Below are 17,167 nucleotides of genomic sequence, written 5' to 3'. Positions count from 1 at the left end.
AGTTGGCCCGGGATTCGGATGCCCGCATTCCTCCTACGGAGAAATAATCCACCCATGGAAGAACCCCGGAACGAACTCGTCACCCTCACCACCGACCGCCTGGTCCTGCGGGCCCCGCAGGAGTCCGACATCGACGCGATCTTCGCGGCCTGCCAGGACGCCGAGATCCAGCGCTGGACGGTCGTCCCGGTGCCCTACCGCCGCGAGGACGCGGAGTTCTTCGTCCACACACTGGCGCCCGAGGGCGTGGCCAAGGACTCCGAGTTCATCTGGTGCGTGGTCGAGCGCGGGACGGGCCGGTTGGTCGGCGCCCAGGCGGTCACCCGCAAGCCGGGCGACCCGGCCGCCGCCTCGGTCGGCTGGTGGACGGTGAAGGAGCAGCGCGGCCGCGGCTACACCGTCGAGGCGGCCCGCGCGGTCGCCCGCTGGGCACTGACCGACCTCGGGCTGCGCCGGCTCCAGTGGCTCGCCTACGTCGGCAACGACGGCTCGCGCGCCGTCGCCGAGCGGGTCGGCTACCGCCACGAGGGCACCCTGCGCTCGTACGCCGACCAGCGCGGGGTCTTCCAGGACGCCTGGGTCGCCTCGCTGCTCCCCGCCGACCTGGACTGACCGCCTCCGCACGGCCCGCACCGACCCCCCGGGCCGGTCCCGGCACAGGTCCCGGCGCAGGTCCCCGCGCAGGCCCCCGGGGCCCCGGCCCGCTGTCAGTCCCCCCGGCTACGCTCGCCGGCATGACCGCTGCCGCTGCCGGGCCCGCGCCCGTCACCGTCCTGGGCGCCGACGACGCCCGCCGGATCGCCCTGCGCGCCCAGGGCCTGCTGGGTGCGCCCGACCGCCGGGCCGGCGCGCGCGGAGTGCTGCGGCACCTGGGCGCCGTCCAGTTGGACACCATCTCGGTGCTGGCCCGCTCACACGAGCTGGTGCCCTACGCCCGGCTGGGCGCGGTCGGCCGTCCGGCGGTCGAGGCGGCCTACTGGGGCGCGGGCACCACCTTCGAGTACTGGTCGCACGCGGCCTGCATCCTGCCGGTCGAGGAGTGGCCGCTGTTCGCCTTCCGGCGCCGCCGCTACCGCGAGCGCGGCAACCTCTGGAGCCACCAGGTCTCGCCCGAGACGTACCGGGCGGTGCTCGACAAGCTGCGCGCCGAAGGGCCGTTGACCGCCACCGAGCTGGGCGGGGCCAAGCGGACGGCCGAGTGGTGGGACTGGTCCGACACCAAGATCGCGGTGGAACGGGCGCTGGCCTTCGGCGACGTGGTCTGCACCGACCGCCGGAGCTGGAAGCGGGTCTACGCGCTGGCCGAACAGGCCGTCCCCGACGCCCTGTTCGGGCAGGACCGGTCCGACGAGGAGTGCCTGCGCACCCTGGTGGCCCAGGCCGGGTCCGCGCTCGGCGTGGCCACCCGGGCCGACCTCCAGGACTACCACCGGCTGCGCGCCGAGGACTTGGACCGGGTGCTCGCGGACAGCGGGCTGGTCCCGGTCGAGGTGGCGGGCTGGGGCCCGGACGGCACCCGGGCCGCCGCCTGGGCCGATCCGGCCGCGCTGGCCACCGTCCCGCGCGGGCGCCACCGCACCACGCTGCTCTCGCCGTTCGACTCGCTGATCTGGGACCGCGCCCGCACCGAGCGGATCTTCGGCATGACGCACCGCTTGGAGGCCTACACCCCCAAGCACAAGCGGGTGCACGGCTACTTCGCGATGCCGCTGCTCACCGGTGGCCGGCTGGTCGGCCGGGTCGACCCGGCCCGGGAGGGCCGCACGCTGGTCGCCCGGCAGGTCTCGCTGACCGACGGCCCGGGCGGCGCCCGGCAGGTGGAGGCGCTCGCCACCGCCCTGCGCGAGGCGGCCGCCTGGGTCGGCTGCGACGGGGTGCGGGTCGAGGCGCTGCACGACGAACGGCTGCGCCCGACCCTGGAGAAGCTGCTGGCGCAGTAGCGCGGCGGCGGGCGCCGTCACCCTATTTCGAGGATCTTCTCCCGCATCGCGTACACCACCGCCTCCATCCTGGAGTGCAGTTGGAGCTTCTCCAGGATGTTGCGGACGTGGTTCTTCACCGTGTTCTCGCTGATGAACAGCTCCTTGGCGATCTCCCGGTTGTTCATCCCGGTCGCCACCAGCTTGAGCACCTCCAGCTCCCGGTCGGTGAGCCGCGGAGCCGGGACGAGGTCCCGGTCGTCGGAGCGCCGCTGGATCATCGACTTGAACTCGGTGAGCAGCTTGGAGGCCATCGACGGGCTGATCTGCGACTGCCCGTCGGCGACCGCCCGGATCGCGGTGGCGACCTCGTCGGTGGAGATCTCCTTGAGCAGGTAGCCGGTGGCCCCCGCCTTGATCGCCTCGTAGAGGTCGGCCTCCTCATCGCTTATCGTCAGCATGATGATCTTGGTGCTGGGCGCCACGTCCTTGATCGCCGTGCAGGCCTCGATCCCGCTGCGGCGCGGCATCCGGACGTCCATCAGGATGATGTCGGGCAGCAGGTCGGCGGCCTTGAGCACGGCTTCGGCGCCGTCCCCCGCCTCGCCGACGACCTTGATGTCCGGCTCCTCCGCCAGCACGATCTCCAGCCCGCGGCGGAACAACGCGTGGTCGTCCACCACCAGGACGCGGATCGGCTCACCCCGGCGCGGCGCGTACGCGGGTTCCTCCTCCGGCCCCGGCGGCAATCCGGTGACCGGTCCCCCAGCGGGCCCCAGCCCGAAGTGATCCCCCATCCGCTCCTCCCCCTTCGCGGGTCGACGTGCGCCCAATCATTCCACGCCCCGCCACCGCCGCGGTCACCCTCCGACGCCGATTCCCCCGCATCGGGTGACCCCTGGACACAACGGGCCGGCGCCCCGTTCGAACCCGTCCCACCGGCCGGTGCCCGGAACGCGTGGAACGCCCCGGAACGCCGGTGACCCCGGCGGTCGCTGCCGCCGGGGTCACCCCTCCGTGTTCAACTGCCGGGACGGTCAGTCCTCGTCGACGGACCGACCGATCGCACCGCCTGCGCCGCTGGCCACGCCGGCCGCCATGTCCGGCTGCACGTGGATGACGCCGTAGTGGTAGCCGTGCCGGCGGTAGACGACGCTCGGCAGGCCGCTGTCCTTCTCGACGAACAGGTAGAAGTCGTGGCCGACCAGCTCCATCTCGTAGAGCGCCTGGTCCAGCGCCATGGGGGCGGCCGAGTGGGTCTTCTCCCGGACCACCAACGGGCCTTCGCCCTCCACTTCCAGGGATCCCATCATGGTCTTGCGGACGGCCCCGTTGGTCTCGCCCTCGTGCGCCGTGGTCTCGGGCAGCGCGGCCAGGGCCGCGGTCGCCTCGGCGACGCTGATGGGGGTGCGGCCGTTCGCGCCGCCCTTGTGCACCCGGCGCCGGTCCGCGGACTTGCGCAGCTGCGCGTCGAGCTTCGCCGAAGCCAGGTCGAGCGCCGCGTACGGGTCCCCGGCGGCGGCTTCGGCCCGGATCACCGGGCCCCGGGTACGGAGAGTGATCTCCACGCGGTCGGACCGGTCGGCCTGCCGCGGGTTGTGCTCCTTGGACACCTCGACGTCGAGGCTGATCACCTTGCCGTCGAACTTCTGGACCTTCTCCAGCTTCTCGGCCACGTGCTCGCGGAACCTCTTGGGCACCTCGGTCTTGCGGCCCTTGACGACGATGTCCACGCAGAACTCCGATCCCTCGTGCTGACGCCGATCCGGGTGCTACCGGACCGGACTGAGCTCCAGCTGGACCAGCCCATCCACTGCCGGCCCCCCGCTCCGCCGCCAGCGGCGGAACGACTGGCCCTCATCTCACTTCCTCCCCATCAGGGACGGTTGAAACCCCCTGGAGCCTTATCGAACACCTCACGCGGGGTTTTCGCCTCCCCGGGCGGGAAGGGGAGTACGACCCGATACTTCGGGCGGCGCTGGGAGCGGGCGGTCAAACTGTTGCACCCTGTCTACCCTCCTCGGAGTGAAGTATGGGTAAATACCTGGACAACGCCCCCCATACGGCGCATCCTTTGCTGACTCTCCGTGCCCAAGCCGCCAGGAGCAGCCGTGCCGCCGACCCCCTTGCCCGCCCGTCCGCCGTCCGTACGGACACCGTTCGACCACGCACTGGCCGGGCTGTTGGACGTCCTGCTCCCCGCGGACTGCGCGGGCTGCGGCGCCGAGCGCACCCAGCTCTGCCCGGCCTGCCGGCACGCACTGACCGCCACCCGGCCCGGCCCCACCCTGCTGCCCTGGGCGCACGCGGCCGCGCCGTACGCCGACCCGGTGCGGCAACTGCTGCTCGCCCACAAGGAACGCGGCGCGCTGCGCCTGGCCGGGCCGCTCGGCGAGGCGCTCGGACGGGCGGTGCGCTCCGCCCTGGGGCCCCGGGCCGGGGCCGCGCCGCTGCTGCTGGTCCCGATGCCCTCGGCCCGCGCCGCGGTGCGCGCCCGGGGGCACGACCCGACGCTGCGGCTGGCCGGGGCCGCCGCCCGCTCGCTGCGCCGGGCCGGCCTGGACGCCCGGGCCGCGCCGCTGCTGCGGCACGCCCGCCCGGTCGCCGACCAGACCGGGCTGAACGCCGCCGAGCGGCGGCGCAACCTGCACGGCGCGCTCACCGTCCTGCCGCGCGCCCGCCGGGGCCTGGCCGGCCGTCAGCCGGTGCTGGTGGACGACCTGGTGACCACCGGGGCGAGCCTGGCCGAGGCGGCCAGGGCACTGGCCGACGCCGGGCTGCCGGCCCGGGCCGCCGCCACCGTCGCGGCCACCACGGTGCACCCCGCCGGTTAGCGTGACGGCCCGGAGGTCAGCCCGGATAGAAGTACGAGCGGGCCTTGTCCACCAACTGGGCTTCCCGCCACTGGTTGTTGACCAGCCGGTAGACGGTGCCCGCGGCCACCGCGAGCACCGGCGAGGGCTGGGCCAGGATGTACCCGCGGGACTCCGCCGTCGAGATCGACTGCGGGGAGGACGGCAGGCCGTTGCCGGTCTGCAGCTGACCGTCCGTGCTCTGCGAGCCGTCGGTGCTGATGTAGTACAGCTGCTGGGGGCGGTCCTGCTCCTTGCCGAGCACCAGCAGCTGGTCGGTCTCCGACCAGGACACCGAGGCGACGTCGACGAGCGAGGGGGCCGCCGGACGGACGCCGGTGATCCGCACGGTCGGCGCCTGCGGCGTGCCGCCGTGCTCCACCCGCCCGAACATCAGTGAACTCCCGTTCACCCCGGGGGACTTGACCACCAGGGCGATCCGGGCGCCGTCCGAGGAGAGCTTCAACGCCTGCACCGTCTGCCCGGTCAGCCCGTCCACCGACGCGGTGTACGACGTGCCGCCGCGCACCATGACCACCCGCGGGTTCTGCGGGTTGCGGTCCACCACCCAGAGGTCGCCGCGGCCGTCCCAGCTGGGCGAGGTGAAGCCGTCGTCCTTGGCGCCGGCCTTCGCCGGGGAGCTGAGCACGGGTTCGGGCATCGTCGCCGTGCCGGGCTGCAGCGGCACCGCGTAGAGCTGGTGGCCGTCGTCCGAGAGCGCGGCGGCCTGGGTGCCGTCCCGGCTGACCGCGACGGCGCCCAGGACGGGCGCCCCGGCCGCGTGCGGCTTGCCGAGCACCCCGGGCACCGGGTCCCCGGTGTGCCCGTCGTCGGCCGCCATCAGCGCGCCGTTGTCGGCGCGCTGGTAGTACTGCTGCACGGGCAGTCGCCCGGCCAGCGCGCCGGGGCCGACGGCCGGGTCGTCCGTGCGGCTGGCCGTGCAGGAGCCCCGCTGCCCGCGCAGTTCCAGCCGTTCGACCTGGCCCTTGCCCTGGTCGGCGAAGGTGTAGAAGAGCTGGGTCGCCATCCGGCGGCAGGCCACCGGGTCGGCCAGGTCGGCCCCGCCGACCTGGACGTGGGCGATCCGGCTGTCGTCGATGCTCACCTTGTCAACCGTGGTGCCGGTCGGGAAGGCCGTCCGGACCACCGGCGAGAGCCAGGTCGAGGGCCCGGAGACCAGCGCCTTGGCGGCCGAGGCGAGCGGGTCGATCCGGCGGCGCAGGTAGATCGGGTCGGCTATCAGCACCTCCTGGCCGCCGTTGCCGGGGGCCGGCACCGACGGGTCGGGGGTGGTGTAGAAGAAGCGCTCGACCTGCCGGAAGCTGTTCCGGAAGTTGGTCTCGTTCATGATCACGCCGGGCGGCAGCGAATCGATCCGCCAGTCGCCGTCGTGCTCCCGCACGAAGGTGAAGTCGAAGACGTTGTTGTTCTGCCCCGCCACCAGCAGGTAGGAGTGCTTCTCGTCGACCTTGGCCACCAGTTGCCCGGACACCGTCGACGAGTACTTGGTGTCGGTGTCGGCGGGCTGGTCCAGCGGGATCTTCGTGGCGGACAGCACCTGGATGCCCGCGTCCGGGTTCCAGGCCGCCGCGGCGCGCTCGGTGAGGTACTTGCGCGCGGTCTCGTACCCCTCGTCGGCGGTCACCGCGTCCAGGAACCCGGTCAGCAGCTCGCGCGGCTTGGCGCCCTTGCCGGGCGCCACCGGGAAGACCCTGGCCTGGAGGTTCTTGTCGGCCGAGCCCTGGGACAGCTCCACCTTGGTGATGCCGCCGGAGTCCGGCATGGCCGCGCAGCCGCTCGCCACCAGGGCGACGAGCACCGCGCCGGCCACCGCCACGAGCAGCGGCGCGGGGCCGGTCCTCGCGCTCCCGGCCACGGACCGACGCCCGGCCACGGACCGACGCCCCGCCACGGCCCGCAGCCCGGCTATGGACCGCAGCCCGCCCGCGGGCCGACGCCGGGGCACGGCCCTAGTGCTGTTGCTCGTCCTTCGCACGCTGCGACCCCTCCAGGTCCGTCCCGCCCGTCATGTCCGGCTCCGCCGTACGCTGCGCCACCGACGGCCGTCCGGGCGTCGGGTCCACCATGACCTGGGCGCCGATGACGCCGTAACCGGCCCCCGCCGTCCGCACGTCCGAGGGGTCCGCGCGCGGCCCCTCGGGCAGTCGGTTCCGGCCCAGTCCGGGGCCGATGTTCAGCACTCCGCCGAGCCCGCTGCCCAGCCCGTTGCCGGGCCCCTCCGGCGCCTCGGCCTGCTCCTCGGCGGCGGTCATCGCCGTGGCGCCCGCCGGGGCGATCGCCCGCCGGTACGGCGTGCCGTACGCGCCCAGGCCCCGGTTGTTGCGGGAGTCCTCCGGCTCCAGCCGGAACGGCGCCCGGTTGATCTCGCCGCCGCGGGTGCGCGGCAGGGTCAGCCGGAAGTGCGAGCCGCCGCCGGGCTCGCCCCAGGCCTGGAGCCAGCCGCCGTGCAGGTGGGCGTCCTCGACCGCGATGGACAGGCCCAGCCCGGTGCCGCCGGTGGTGCGCACCCGGGACGGGTCCGCCCGCCAGAAGCGGTGGAACACCCGGGACGCCTCGCCCGGCTTGAGTCCGATGCCGTAGTCGCGCACGCCGACCGCGACGGCGCCGTCGGCCGAGCCGAGGCGGACGACCACGTCGCGGCCCTCGCCGTGCTCCAGCGCGTTGACCACCAGGTTGCGCAGGATGCGCTCGATCCGGCGGGAGTCCACCTCGGCGAGCACGGGCTCGCCGTCACCGCGGATCACCACGGCGCTGCCCTTGGCCTCGGCCAGCGGTTCGGCGGCCTCGACCACCCGGCCGACGATCTCCCGCAGGTCGACCGGCTCGGCGTCCAGGATCGCGGCGCCGGCGTCGAAGCGGCTGATCTCCAGCAGGTCGGCGAGCAGCGACTCGAAGCGGTCCAGCTGGCCCTGGAGCAGCTCCGCCGAGCGGGCCGCCATCGGGTCCAGGTCCTCGCGGCTGTCGTAGATCAGGTCGGCGGCCATCCGGACCGTGGTCAGCGGGGTGCGCAGCTCGTGCGAGACGTCCGAGACGAAGCGCCGCTGCACCCGGGAGAGCTCCTCCAGCTGGCGGATCTGCGCCTGGAGGGCGTTGGCCATCCGGTTGAACGACTCCCCGAGGCGGGCGATGTCGTCCGTCCCGGTCACCTTCATCCGCTCTTCCAGGTGTCCGTCGGCGAGCCGCTCGGAGATGCCCGCGGCCATCCGGACCGGGGTGACCACCTGGCGCACCACGACCCAGGCGATGCCGCCCATCAGGATCACCACGAACACGCCGGCGGTCGCCAGGGTGCCGGTGATCAGGTTGAGGGTGTCGGTCTCCTGGCCGAAGGAGAACACGTAGAACAGCTGGTAGCTGGTGTCGGCCGGGCCGACGAACTGCATGCCGAGGGCCAGTCCGGGCTCGCTCTTGCCGCCGCCCTCGGGCGAGCGGTGGATCCGGGTCGGCTGGTCGAACATCTGGCCGGGCTCTTCGAAGAGCTTCGCGCGCAGGCTGTCCGGGATGCTGCTGGGCTGGATGTCGCCCGAGTAGCGCGGTGCGAAGCCGGCGCTGTCCGGCACGACCGTGCCGGTGCCGGGGGCCATCGCGATCACCGAGTAGACCGTCTGCCCGCTCGCGGCGAGGTCGTTGACCTGGCGCAGCAGCCAGGTGCCGGTCTCCGCGGTGCTCGGGTCGACGGCACCGCGCAGTGCCTGGTCCCGGGCCTCGTCGATCTTCTTCTGCTCGACCTGGAAGCCGATCCGGGCCTGCGCCCGGGCCGCGTCGATCTTGGTGTCGAGCAGGCCGGTGCGCACCTGCGCCACCACGACCACGCCCAGCACCAGGACCACCGCGATGGAGGCCAGCAGGGACACCGCGACCACGCGCAACTGGATCGACCGGCGGTACAGCGCGGTGACCCTGCGCGCCGGGCGCCTGAGCTGACGCTTCATCAGACCGAACACTCCGGACGGGCCGCGACGGCGGCGGGTGGTCGAACTCAGCACGTCCCCGCGCACGGCCCCCGCCCCGTCGGTCGCGGAACCCGACGGGGTGTCGTCAGCCCGGTCCGTCACGTCAGCTGGGTCCGGCCTTGTAGCCGACGCCGCGGACGGTCACCACGATCTCGGGGCGCTCCGGGTCCTTCTCGATCTTGGAGCGGAGGCGCTGCACGTGGACGTTGACCAGGCGGGTGTCCGCCGCGTGGCGGTAGCCCCACACCTGCTCCAGCAGCACCTCGCGGGTGAACACCTGCCAGGGCTTGCGGGCCAGCGCGACCAGCAGGTCGAACTCCAGCGGGGTCAGCGGGATGCTGCGCCCGTCCCGCTTCACCGAGTGGCCGGCCACGTCGATCACCAGATCGCCGATGGTCAGCTGCTCAGGAGTCGGCTCCTCGGCACGGCGCAGCCGCGCGCGCACCCGGGCCACCAGTTCCTTGGGCTTGAACGGCTTGGTGACGTAGTCGTCGGCACCGGACTCCAGGCCTACCACGACGTCGACCGTGTCGGTCTTCGCGGTCAGCATGACGATCGGGACGCCGGACTCGGCCCGGATCTGCCGGCACACGTCGATGCCGTCCCGGCCGGGCAGCATCAGGTCCAGCAGGACCAGGTCGGGCTTGCTCTCCCGGAACGCGGCTAGTGCCTTGTCCCCATCCGCGACGAAAAACGGCTCAAAACCCTCACCACGCAACACGATGCCGAGCATCTCGGCCAGTGCGGAGTCGTCATCAACGACGAGGACGCGTCCCTTCATGGGTCCATCTTCTCATTACCGGATTGTGACCTGCCGCACAGCAGTGCCTTTGCTCCACAACGGCCAACTCCTCCGCCGTCGATTTCCGGCCATACCGGGCGAATAGCCCTCCTCGGAGCGCCGCCGAACTGTCCGGAACCCGCCGTCCGACCCCCCGGCGGCCCCCGTTGTCGATCAGCAACCGGATACCCCTGGGGCGTCTCCGGGCCCCATGGCACGATGGGCGCTGCGCGCGGGCGGAAGATCCGCCCGGAGCCGCGCCCAGGACGCCCCTCCGAGGAGCAGTGATGACCGACACTCCGGGCTGGGCCTCGCCCAGCTCGTCCGAGCCGCCCCGCGACGGCGCCCGGCCCCCGGTCGACGCGCCCGCCGCCGTGCCCGGGCCGTCGGCACCCCCTCAGGCCGCACCCGCCTGGGGCGCCCAGTACGGACAGCCCAACCCCGGCAGCCGGCCCTCCGGCCAGGGCCCGTACGGCTGGGAGACCACGCGCAGCCCCCGGCCCGGCGTCATCCCGCTGCGCCCGCTCAGCATCGGCGAACTCCTCGACGGCGCCGTCACCACCGTCCGCCGCAACTGGCGCACCGCGCTGACCCTCTCGCTCGGCATCGCCGTCGTCGACCAGGCCGGCACCTTCGTCGCCAAGCTGCTGGTCAAGGGCCGTACCGGCACCTCCACCCAGCTGCTCACCCTGCTCGCCGCCATGCCGCTGACGCTGCTGCTCGACGCGCTGGCCGTCGCCCTGCTCACCATCGTGGTCAGCCGCGCCGTCCTCGGCCGACCGGTGACCGCCGGCGACGCCTGGCGCGACGCCCGCCCCCGGCTGCTGCAACTGCTCGGTCTCACCGTGCTCACCACCCTGATGAGCGTCGGCGTGGTGCTGCTCGGCTTCACCCCGCTGATCGGCTACACCGCGGGCGGCTCGGGCACGCCCGGCACCACGGCCCTGCTGTTCCTCGTCGGCCTGCTGACCGTCCCGGTCGGCCTCTGGCTGCTGATCCGCTACAGCCTGGCCGCCCCCGCGCTGATGCTGGAGAAGCAGGGCGTGCTGACCGCGCTCTCGCGCTCCCGCCGGCTGGCCCGCGGCTCCTGGTGGCGGATCCTCGGCATCGTCCTGCTGAGCCGGGTGCTGGCCGGGATCGTCGGAGTGACGCTCGCCATCCCGTTCAGCTTCCTCGGCCTGGTCCTCGGCTTCGGCTCCATGGAGCGGCTCGGCGACACCGCCCACGAGTCGGTCGGCATGATGGCGCTGACCGCCGTCGCCGGGATCATCGCCTCCGCCCTGACCACCCCGTTCCTGGCCGCCGTCGGCGTGCTGGTCTACATCGACCAGCGGATCCGCCGCGAGGCCCTGGACATCGAGCTCGCCCGCGCCGCCGGACTGCCCGAACAGGGCGGCACCGGCTGGAGCGGCCGGGCCGACCAGACCCCCGCGAGGCGCTGAACCGGATGCCCATCTGGGGGGACAGGCTCCTCGCCGCCGGCGGCGCCCCGGTCACCGTTCCACGGGACCCGGCCCGCGACGCCGCCCGCGACGAGCTGCTCAAGGCCGACTACCACAAGAACGACCCGAGCGTCCTGGAACGCGTCATCGACTGGATCTGGGACCACATCGACCGCGCCCTGGGCGACATGTCCGGCGGGGGCACCGACGGCACCACCGGACTGGTGCTCTTCCTGATCGTCGCCGCGGTGATCGCCGCCGCCCTCTGGTGGCGCCTCGGCGCACCCAAGCGCGCCGCCCGCACCGACTACGGCGTGTACGGCGCCGACGGCCCGCGCACCGCCGCGCAGTACCGCGCGGACGCCGCCGGGCACGCCGCCGCCGGCCGCTGGACCGAGGCCGTCCGCGAGCAGATGCGCGCCCTGGTCCGGGCCCTGGAGGAGCGCACCCTGCTCGACACCCGCCCCGGCCGCACCGCCGACGAGGCCGCCGCCGAAGCCGGCCGGGCCCTGCCCGAGCAGGCCGCCGCACTGACCGCGGCCGCCCGCACCTTTGACGACATCGCCTACGGCGAGCGCACCGCCGACCAGGCCGCGTACCAGCTGCTGCTGGACCTCGACCGGGCCCTGGAACGCAGCCGCCCGGTGCTCGCCCACGCCGCGGCCGCCGCCCCGGCGCCGACCCCGACCCCGACCCCGACCCCGGGAGGAGCGGCATGACCAGCACCGTCCCCGCTCCCCCCGCCCCCGAACGACCCGCCCCCGAACGACCCGCCGACGCCGCACCGACCAGCCTCGCCCCCACCGGGCGCGGCCTGGCCCGCCGCGCCCGCTGGTACCTGGTCGCCCTCGCCGTCCTGCTGGTCGCCGCCGTCGGCCTCGCCGTCCTCAACACCGGCCACCGCTACCCGCCGCTCGACCCCCGCTCCTACGACGCCGACGGCACCCACGCCGTGGTCGCCCTGCTCGACGGCCAGGGCGTCAGGACCGAACTGCGCACCGACCCCACGGCCCCCGCCGACGGCGCCGACACCCTGGTGCTGCCCGAACCCGACCTGCTGAGCCCCACCGAGCTGCACGCCGTCGCCGCCGCCCGGCACCGGCGGCTGGTCCTGATCAACCCCGGCCCGGAGGCCCTCAGCGCGCTCGCCCCCGGCATCCGCACCTCCGACGAGGTCGGCGGCGTCCCGTTCGCGTCCGTCCGCAGCACCCACCCGAGCTGCGCCCTCCCCGAGGCCGTACGGGCCGGCAGCGCCGCGATGGGCGGCACGCTCTACACCAGCGGCAGCCGCGGCGACGGCTGCTACCCGTACCACCACGGCTACCCGCTGGTCAGCACCCCCGCCGCCCACGGCGGCGACGTCATCGTGCTCGGCAGCGGCGAGTTCCTGCAGAACGGCCACCTCGCCGACGACGGCAACGCCTCGCTCGCCCTCGGCCTGCTCGGCTCGCAGCCCCGCCTCACCTGGCACCTGCCCGACTACTCCGCGCCGGTCGCCGCGGGCACCCAGCGCAAGACCTTCGGCGACTACATCCCGAAGGGCTGGCACTGGGCCTTCTACCAACTCGCCGTCGCCGCCGTGCTCGCCGCCCTCTGGCGCGCCCGCCGACTCGGCCCGGTGGTCAGCGAGAACCTGCCCGTGGTGGTCCGCGCCGCCGAGACCACCGAGGGCCGCGCCCGCCTCTACCGGCGGGCCAAGGCCCACGGCCGCGCCGCCGAGGCGCTGCGCCGCGCCACCGCCCACCGCCTCGCCCCCGCCCTCGGCCTCCCGCTCCAGGCCGGCGCACCGGAGCCGGAGGCACTCTGCGCGGCCGTCGCCGACCGCCTCCCCGAACGACCCGCCGGGGACGTCCGGGCCCTGCTGTACGGCCCGCCCCCGACCGACGACGCCGCGCTGCTGCGGCTCGCCGACGACCTAGACGCCCTCGAAAGGCAGGTACGGAACCCGTGACCGAACAGGCAACCGCCCAGCTCCGCATCACTCCTGGCACGGCACCCGCTACCCCCGCCACCGACCCGCGCACGGCCCTGACCGCCCTGCGCGCCGAGATCGGCAAGGCCGTGGTCGGCCAGGACGCCGCCGTCACCGGCCTGGTGGTGGCCCTCCTCTGCGGCGGCCACGTGCTGCTGGAGGGCGTCCCCGGCGTCGCCAAGACGCTGCTGGTCCGCACCCTGTCCACGGCGCTCAGCCTGGGGACCAAGCGCATCCAGTTCACCCCCGACCTGATGCCCGGCGACGTCACCGGCTCGCTCGTCTACGACGCCCGCACCGCCGAGTTCTCCTTCCAGCCCGGCCCGGTCTTCACCAACCTGCTGCTCGCCGACGAGATCAACCGCACCCCGCCCAAGACCCAGGCCGCCCTGCTGGAGGCCATGGAGGAGCGGCAGGTCACCGTCGACGGCGAGCCGCGCGCACTGCCCGTCCCGTTCCTGGTCGCCGCGACCCAGAACCCGGTCGAGTACGAGGGCACCTACCCGCTGCCCGAGGCCCAGCTGGACCGCTTCCTGCTCAAGCTGATCCTCCCGCTGCCCGACCGCGACCAGGAGTTCCAGGTCCTGTCCCGGCACGCCTCCGGCTTCGACCCCAAGGACCTCGCCGCCGCCGGCGTCCGCCCGGTCGCCGGGCCCGAGCACCTGGCCGCCGCCCGCGAGCAGATCGCCAAGCTCACCGTCTCGCCCGAGATCCTGGCGTACATCGTCGACCTCTGCCGGGCCACCCGGCAGTCCCCGTCGCTGTCCATCGGCGTCTCCCCGCGCGGTGCCACCGCGCTGCTCGCCGCCTCGCGCGCCTGGGCCTGGCTGGCCGGGCGGGACTACGTCACCCCGGACGACGTCAAGGCCCTCGCCCTGCCCACCCTGCGGCACCGCGTCGCGCTGCGCGCGGAGGCCGAGATGGAGGGCGTCACCGCCGACTCCGTCATCCAGGCCGTCCTCGCCCAGACGCCCGCCCCCCGCTGATCCACCACCGGTAGGCGTACCGGTCCTCGAACACACCGGGCTTCCGAAGGAGCGCACCCGCATGGCCCTCACCGGGCGAACCGCCCTGATCGCCGCGCTAGGCGCGCTCTTCGTGGGCCTCCTGCTGCCCTCCTGGACCGGGATCGGGGCCGTCACCGGCGCCGTCCTGCTCGCCGTCCTGGTCGACCTGGTGCTCGCCGCCCCCGTCCGCAGCCTGCGGATCGTCCGGGGCGGCGACACCACCGTCCGGCTCGGCGACACCGCCTCGGTCGAACTGACCGTCACCAACACCTCCGGACGGCCGCTCCGCGCCCTGATCCGCGACGCCTGGGCGCCCTCCGCCTGGCGCCCCGGCACCTCCGAGACCGCCTCCCGGCACACCCTCGCCGTCCCCGGCGGCGAACGGCGCCGGACGGTCACCGTGCTCACCCCGGGCCGCCGCGGCGACCACCACGCCCACCGCGTGACGGTCCGCTCGCTCGGCCCGCTCGGCCTGGCCGGCCGTCAGGGCTCCCACCACGTCCCCTGGACGGTCCGCGCCCTCCCCCCGTTCAACAGCCGCAAGCACCTGCCCTCCCGGCTCGCCCGGCTGCGCGAACTCGACGGCCGGACCTCGGTGCTGACCCGGGGCCAGGGCACCGAGTTCGACTCACTGCGGGAGTACCTGCCCGGCGACGACGTCCGCTCCATCGACTGGCGCGCCAGCGCCCGCCGCAACACCGTCGCCGTCCGCACCTGGCGCCCCGAACGCGACCGGCACATCCTGATCGTCCTCGACACCGGCCGCACCTCAGCCGGCCGCGTCGGCGACGCCCCCCGCCTGGACGCCGCCCTCGACGCCGCCCTGCTGCTCACCGCCCTCGCCACCCGCGCCGGCGACCGGGTCGACCTGCTCGCCCACGACGCCCGCAAGCGCGCCTCGGTCATCGGCAGCTCCCCCAGCGAGATCCTGCCCTCCTTCACCAACGCGATGGCCCTGCTGGAACCCGCGCTGCACGAGACGGACATGCGCTCGCTGGTCTCCACCGCGCTCAAGATGGCGCCGCACCGCTCGCTCGTCGTCCTGCTCACCGGGCTTGACGCGGCCTCCGTCGAGGACGGCCTGCGCCCGCTGCTGCCGCTGCTCACCAAGCGCCACGAAGTCGTCCTCGCCTCCGTCGCCGACCCGCACCTGGACGTGCTGGCCGCCGGCCGCGGCACCGTGGAGGCCGTCTACGGCGCCGCCGCCGCCGAGCAGACCCGCGCCGACCGCCGGCACACCGCCGACCGCCTCACCCGCAGCGGGGTCACCGTCCTCGACGCCCCGCCGGCCCAGATCGCCCCGGCGCTGGCGGACGCCTACCTGGCGCTCAAGGCGGCCGGCCGGCTCTGAGCCTGGCCCGGCAAGTCCCCGTCCCCTGATCAGCTGCCGCGGCGGGCGTTGAGCCGGGCCGCCTGGCGTGTCAGGTGGTCGCGCTCGGCGAGGTTGGGCGCCCGGCGGGCCGCCTCGGCGTACAGCCGGGCCGCCACCGCCAGGTCCCCGGCCCGCTCGTGGAGGTACGCGGCGGCGGCCGCGTACCGGGGCAGCGCCTCGTCCAGTTCACCGAGCGCCGTCAGGCCGGCCTGTGGCCCGTCGGCCTCACCGACCGCCACCGCACGGTTCAGCCGCACCACCGGACTGTCCGTCAGCCGCACCAACTCGTCGTACCACTCGACGATCTGCACCCAGTCGGTCTCCCCGGCGGAGAGCGCGTCGGCGTGCAGCGCCGCGATGGCCGCCTGGGCCTGGAACTCGCCCAGCCGGTCCCGGGCCAGGGCCGCCTGGAGGATCCCGACGCCCTCCGCGATCAGACCGGTGTCCCAGAGCCGCCGATCCTGCTCCGCGAGCGGCACCAGACTCCCGTCGGGACCGGTCCGGCCGGCCCGCCGGGCGTGGTGCAGCAGCATCAGCGCCAGCAGCCCCGCCACTTCGGGGTGGTCGATCGCCGCCGCCAACTGCCGGGTCAGCCGGATCGCCTCGGCGGCGAGGTCGACGTCCCCGGAGTAGCCCTCGTTGAACACCAGGTAGAGCACCCGCAGCACGGTCGCGACATCGCCCGGCCGATCGAGGCGGACCGCCGAGACGGTGCGCTTGGCCCGGCTGATCCGCTGCGCCATGGTCGCCTCGGGCACCAGATAGGCCCGGGCGATCTGCCGGGTGGTCAGCCCACCGAGCGCCCGCAGGGTCAGCGCGACCGCGGAGGACGGCGTCAACGACGGGTGGGCGCACAGGAAGTAGAGCCGCAGGGTGTCGTCCACCGAGGCCGCCGGACCGGGCTCCGGCTCCTGGTCGACCAGCTCCTCCCGGCGGCGACGGGCGGTGTCCGCCCTGGTCGCGTCGAGGAACTTCCGCCAGGCGACGGTGACCAACCAGCCCTTCGGATCCCGCGGCGGATCGCTCGCCCAGCCGCGGACCGCCTCGACCAGCGCCTCCTGCACGGCGTCCTCGGCCGCCGCGAAGTCGGCTCCGCGGCGGACGAGGACAGCCAGCACACCCGGGGTGAGGCCCCGGATCAGGGCCTCGTTCATCGGGACGGTCACGGGAGCGGTCACTCCGTGACGGTCGGCGGCATGGCCAGGAACGGACGCAGCTCCAGCCACTCGTGGATCGGCTTTCCACCGGCCCCCGGCGCCGCCGACAGCTCACCGGCCAGCTCGACGGCGCGCTCGTGGCTGTCCACGTCGATCACCATCCAGCCGGCGATGAGGTCCTTGGTCTCCGCGAACGGGCCGTCCGTCACCGGCGGCCGCCCCTCGCCGTCGTACCGGACCCACGACCCCTCGGGCGCGACCGCCTGGGCGTCGACGAACTCGCCGGTCTGCTCCAGCCGGGCCGCGAAGTCCTGCATGTACTTGATGTGCGCCGTGACCTCCTCCGGCGTCCACTGGTCCATCGGCGCGCAGTTGACCGCGGTCGGGGCGCCTCGGTAGTGCTTGAGCAGCAGGTACTTGGCCATCGTGCTTCTCCTTCGGAGCTCGTGCGACCCATTGTGGCCGCGCTCACCCCTGGGACGGAGCCGGCCACGGGTTCTCGACACGACCGGCCAAGATTTTTTCGCCCGTCGTCCCGTCCTCCGGAGGCTCCGGGAAACGCGAAAAGGCCCACCCGGTAACCCGGGTGGGCCTTCTCTGAATGATTGTTCGGCGGCGTCCTACTCTCCCACAGGGTCCCCCCTGCAGTACCATCGGCGCTGTGAGGCTTAGCTTCCGGGTTCGGAATGTA

General features: G+C 74.2%; 15 protein-coding genes and 1 rRNA gene. 8 read left to right on the top strand and 8 right to left on the bottom strand.

What is annotated here, in order from left to right:
- Positions 1-54 precede the first annotated feature (54 nt).
- Together AB0F71_RS36710 and AB0F71_RS36705 are read left to right on the top strand one after the other, a co-directional pair.
- Positions 55-612, top strand: coding sequence for a GNAT family N-acetyltransferase (locus AB0F71_RS36710; protein ID WP_360244514.1), 558 nt, complete (start codon positions 55-57; stop codon positions 610-612).
- Between the two features lie 122 nt (positions 613-734).
- Positions 735-1,940, top strand: a complete 1,206-nt coding sequence (locus AB0F71_RS36705) for a crosslink repair DNA glycosylase YcaQ family protein (protein WP_360244511.1) — start codon at positions 735-737, stop codon at positions 1,938-1,940.
- 17 nt (positions 1,941-1,957) lie between these two features.
- Here the strand turns inward: AB0F71_RS36705 and AB0F71_RS36700 are convergent, their stop codons facing one another.
- Positions 1,958-2,668, bottom strand: a complete 711-nt coding sequence (locus AB0F71_RS36700; protein WP_350504908.1) for a response regulator transcription factor — start codon at positions 2,666-2,668, stop codon at positions 1,958-1,960.
- Between the two features lie 288 nt (positions 2,669-2,956).
- The gene (gene raiA, locus AB0F71_RS36695; protein WP_360244504.1) at positions 2,957-3,652 is read right to left on the bottom strand and encodes a ribosome-associated translation inhibitor RaiA; all 696 of its coding nucleotides are present in this window, start codon (positions 3,650-3,652) and stop codon (positions 2,957-2,959) included.
- Positions 3,653-4,030: 378 nt separating this feature from the next.
- Between raiA and AB0F71_RS36690 the strand changes: the two genes are divergently transcribed.
- Positions 4,031-4,753 (top strand): ComF family protein, encoded by a 723-nt coding sequence (locus AB0F71_RS36690; protein WP_360244501.1) that lies wholly within the window; start codon positions 4,031-4,033, stop codon positions 4,751-4,753.
- A gap of 16 nt (positions 4,754-4,769) precedes the next feature.
- Here AB0F71_RS36690 and AB0F71_RS36685 read toward each other — a convergent pair whose 3' ends face one another.
- The 3 genes from AB0F71_RS36685 to mtrA form a co-directional block, all read right to left on the bottom strand.
- On the bottom strand, positions 4,770-6,647 hold the full coding sequence (locus AB0F71_RS36685; RefSeq protein WP_360244498.1) for an LpqB family beta-propeller domain-containing protein: 1,878 nt from the start codon (positions 6,645-6,647) through the stop codon (positions 4,770-4,772).
- A 94-nt stretch (positions 6,648-6,741) separates the two neighbouring features.
- Complete coding sequence (gene mtrB / locus AB0F71_RS36680) at positions 6,742-8,724, bottom strand: MtrAB system histidine kinase MtrB (protein WP_360244495.1); 1,983 nt, start codon at positions 8,722-8,724, stop codon at positions 6,742-6,744.
- Positions 8,725-8,848: 124 nt separating this feature from the next.
- Complete coding sequence (gene mtrA / locus AB0F71_RS36675) at positions 8,849-9,526, bottom strand: MtrAB system response regulator MtrA (RefSeq protein ID WP_030283937.1); 678 nt, start codon at positions 9,524-9,526, stop codon at positions 8,849-8,851.
- 287 nt (positions 9,527-9,813) lie between these two features.
- Here mtrA and AB0F71_RS36670 point away from each other — a divergent pair, with 287 nt between their 5' ends.
- From AB0F71_RS36670 to AB0F71_RS36650, 5 genes are all read left to right on the top strand, one after another.
- The gene (locus AB0F71_RS36670; RefSeq protein WP_360244492.1) at positions 9,814-10,968 is read left to right on the top strand and encodes a hypothetical protein; all 1,155 of its coding nucleotides are present in this window, start codon (positions 9,814-9,816) and stop codon (positions 10,966-10,968) included.
- A 5-nt stretch (positions 10,969-10,973) separates the two neighbouring features.
- Positions 10,974-11,687, top strand: coding sequence for a DUF4129 domain-containing protein (locus AB0F71_RS36665; protein WP_360244489.1), 714 nt, complete (start codon positions 10,974-10,976; stop codon positions 11,685-11,687).
- Positions 11,684-12,919, top strand: a complete 1,236-nt coding sequence (locus tag AB0F71_RS36660) for a DUF4350 domain-containing protein (protein ID WP_360244486.1) — start codon at positions 11,684-11,686, stop codon at positions 12,917-12,919. The genes AB0F71_RS36665 and AB0F71_RS36660 overlap by 4 nt, the downstream gene beginning before the upstream one ends.
- A gap of 26 nt (positions 12,920-12,945) precedes the next feature.
- Positions 12,946-13,926: a MoxR family ATPase gene (locus AB0F71_RS36655; RefSeq protein WP_360244565.1), complete on the top strand. Its 981-nt coding sequence runs from the start codon at positions 12,946-12,948 to the stop codon at positions 13,924-13,926.
- 61 nt (positions 13,927-13,987) lie between these two features.
- On the top strand, positions 13,988-15,298 hold the full coding sequence (locus tag AB0F71_RS36650) for a DUF58 domain-containing protein (protein ID WP_360244483.1): 1,311 nt from the start codon (positions 13,988-13,990) through the stop codon (positions 15,296-15,298).
- A 29-nt stretch (positions 15,299-15,327) separates the two neighbouring features.
- Here the strand turns inward: AB0F71_RS36650 and AB0F71_RS36645 are convergent, their stop codons facing one another.
- The 3 genes from AB0F71_RS36645 to rrf all read right to left on the bottom strand — a co-directional run.
- Positions 15,328-16,473, bottom strand: coding sequence for a DUF6596 domain-containing protein (locus AB0F71_RS36645; protein WP_360244562.1), 1,146 nt, complete (start codon positions 16,471-16,473; stop codon positions 15,328-15,330).
- Between the two features lie 20 nt (positions 16,474-16,493).
- A complete protein-coding gene (locus AB0F71_RS36640; RefSeq protein WP_360244480.1) occupies positions 16,494-16,901 on the bottom strand; it encodes a YciI family protein in 408 nt (135 codons plus the stop codon).
- A gap of 182 nt (positions 16,902-17,083) precedes the next feature.
- Positions 17,084-17,167 (bottom strand): 5S ribosomal RNA (gene rrf, locus AB0F71_RS36635); the annotation flags it as partial.

It is taken from the genome of Kitasatospora sp. NPDC028055, assembly GCF_040637885.1.
In the GTDB taxonomy this organism is placed as follows: Bacteria; Actinomycetota; Actinomycetes; order Streptomycetales; family Streptomycetaceae; genus Kitasatospora.
Note: the sequence above shows the minus strand (reverse complement) of the source record. Positions and strands in the feature narration are given on the sequence as shown.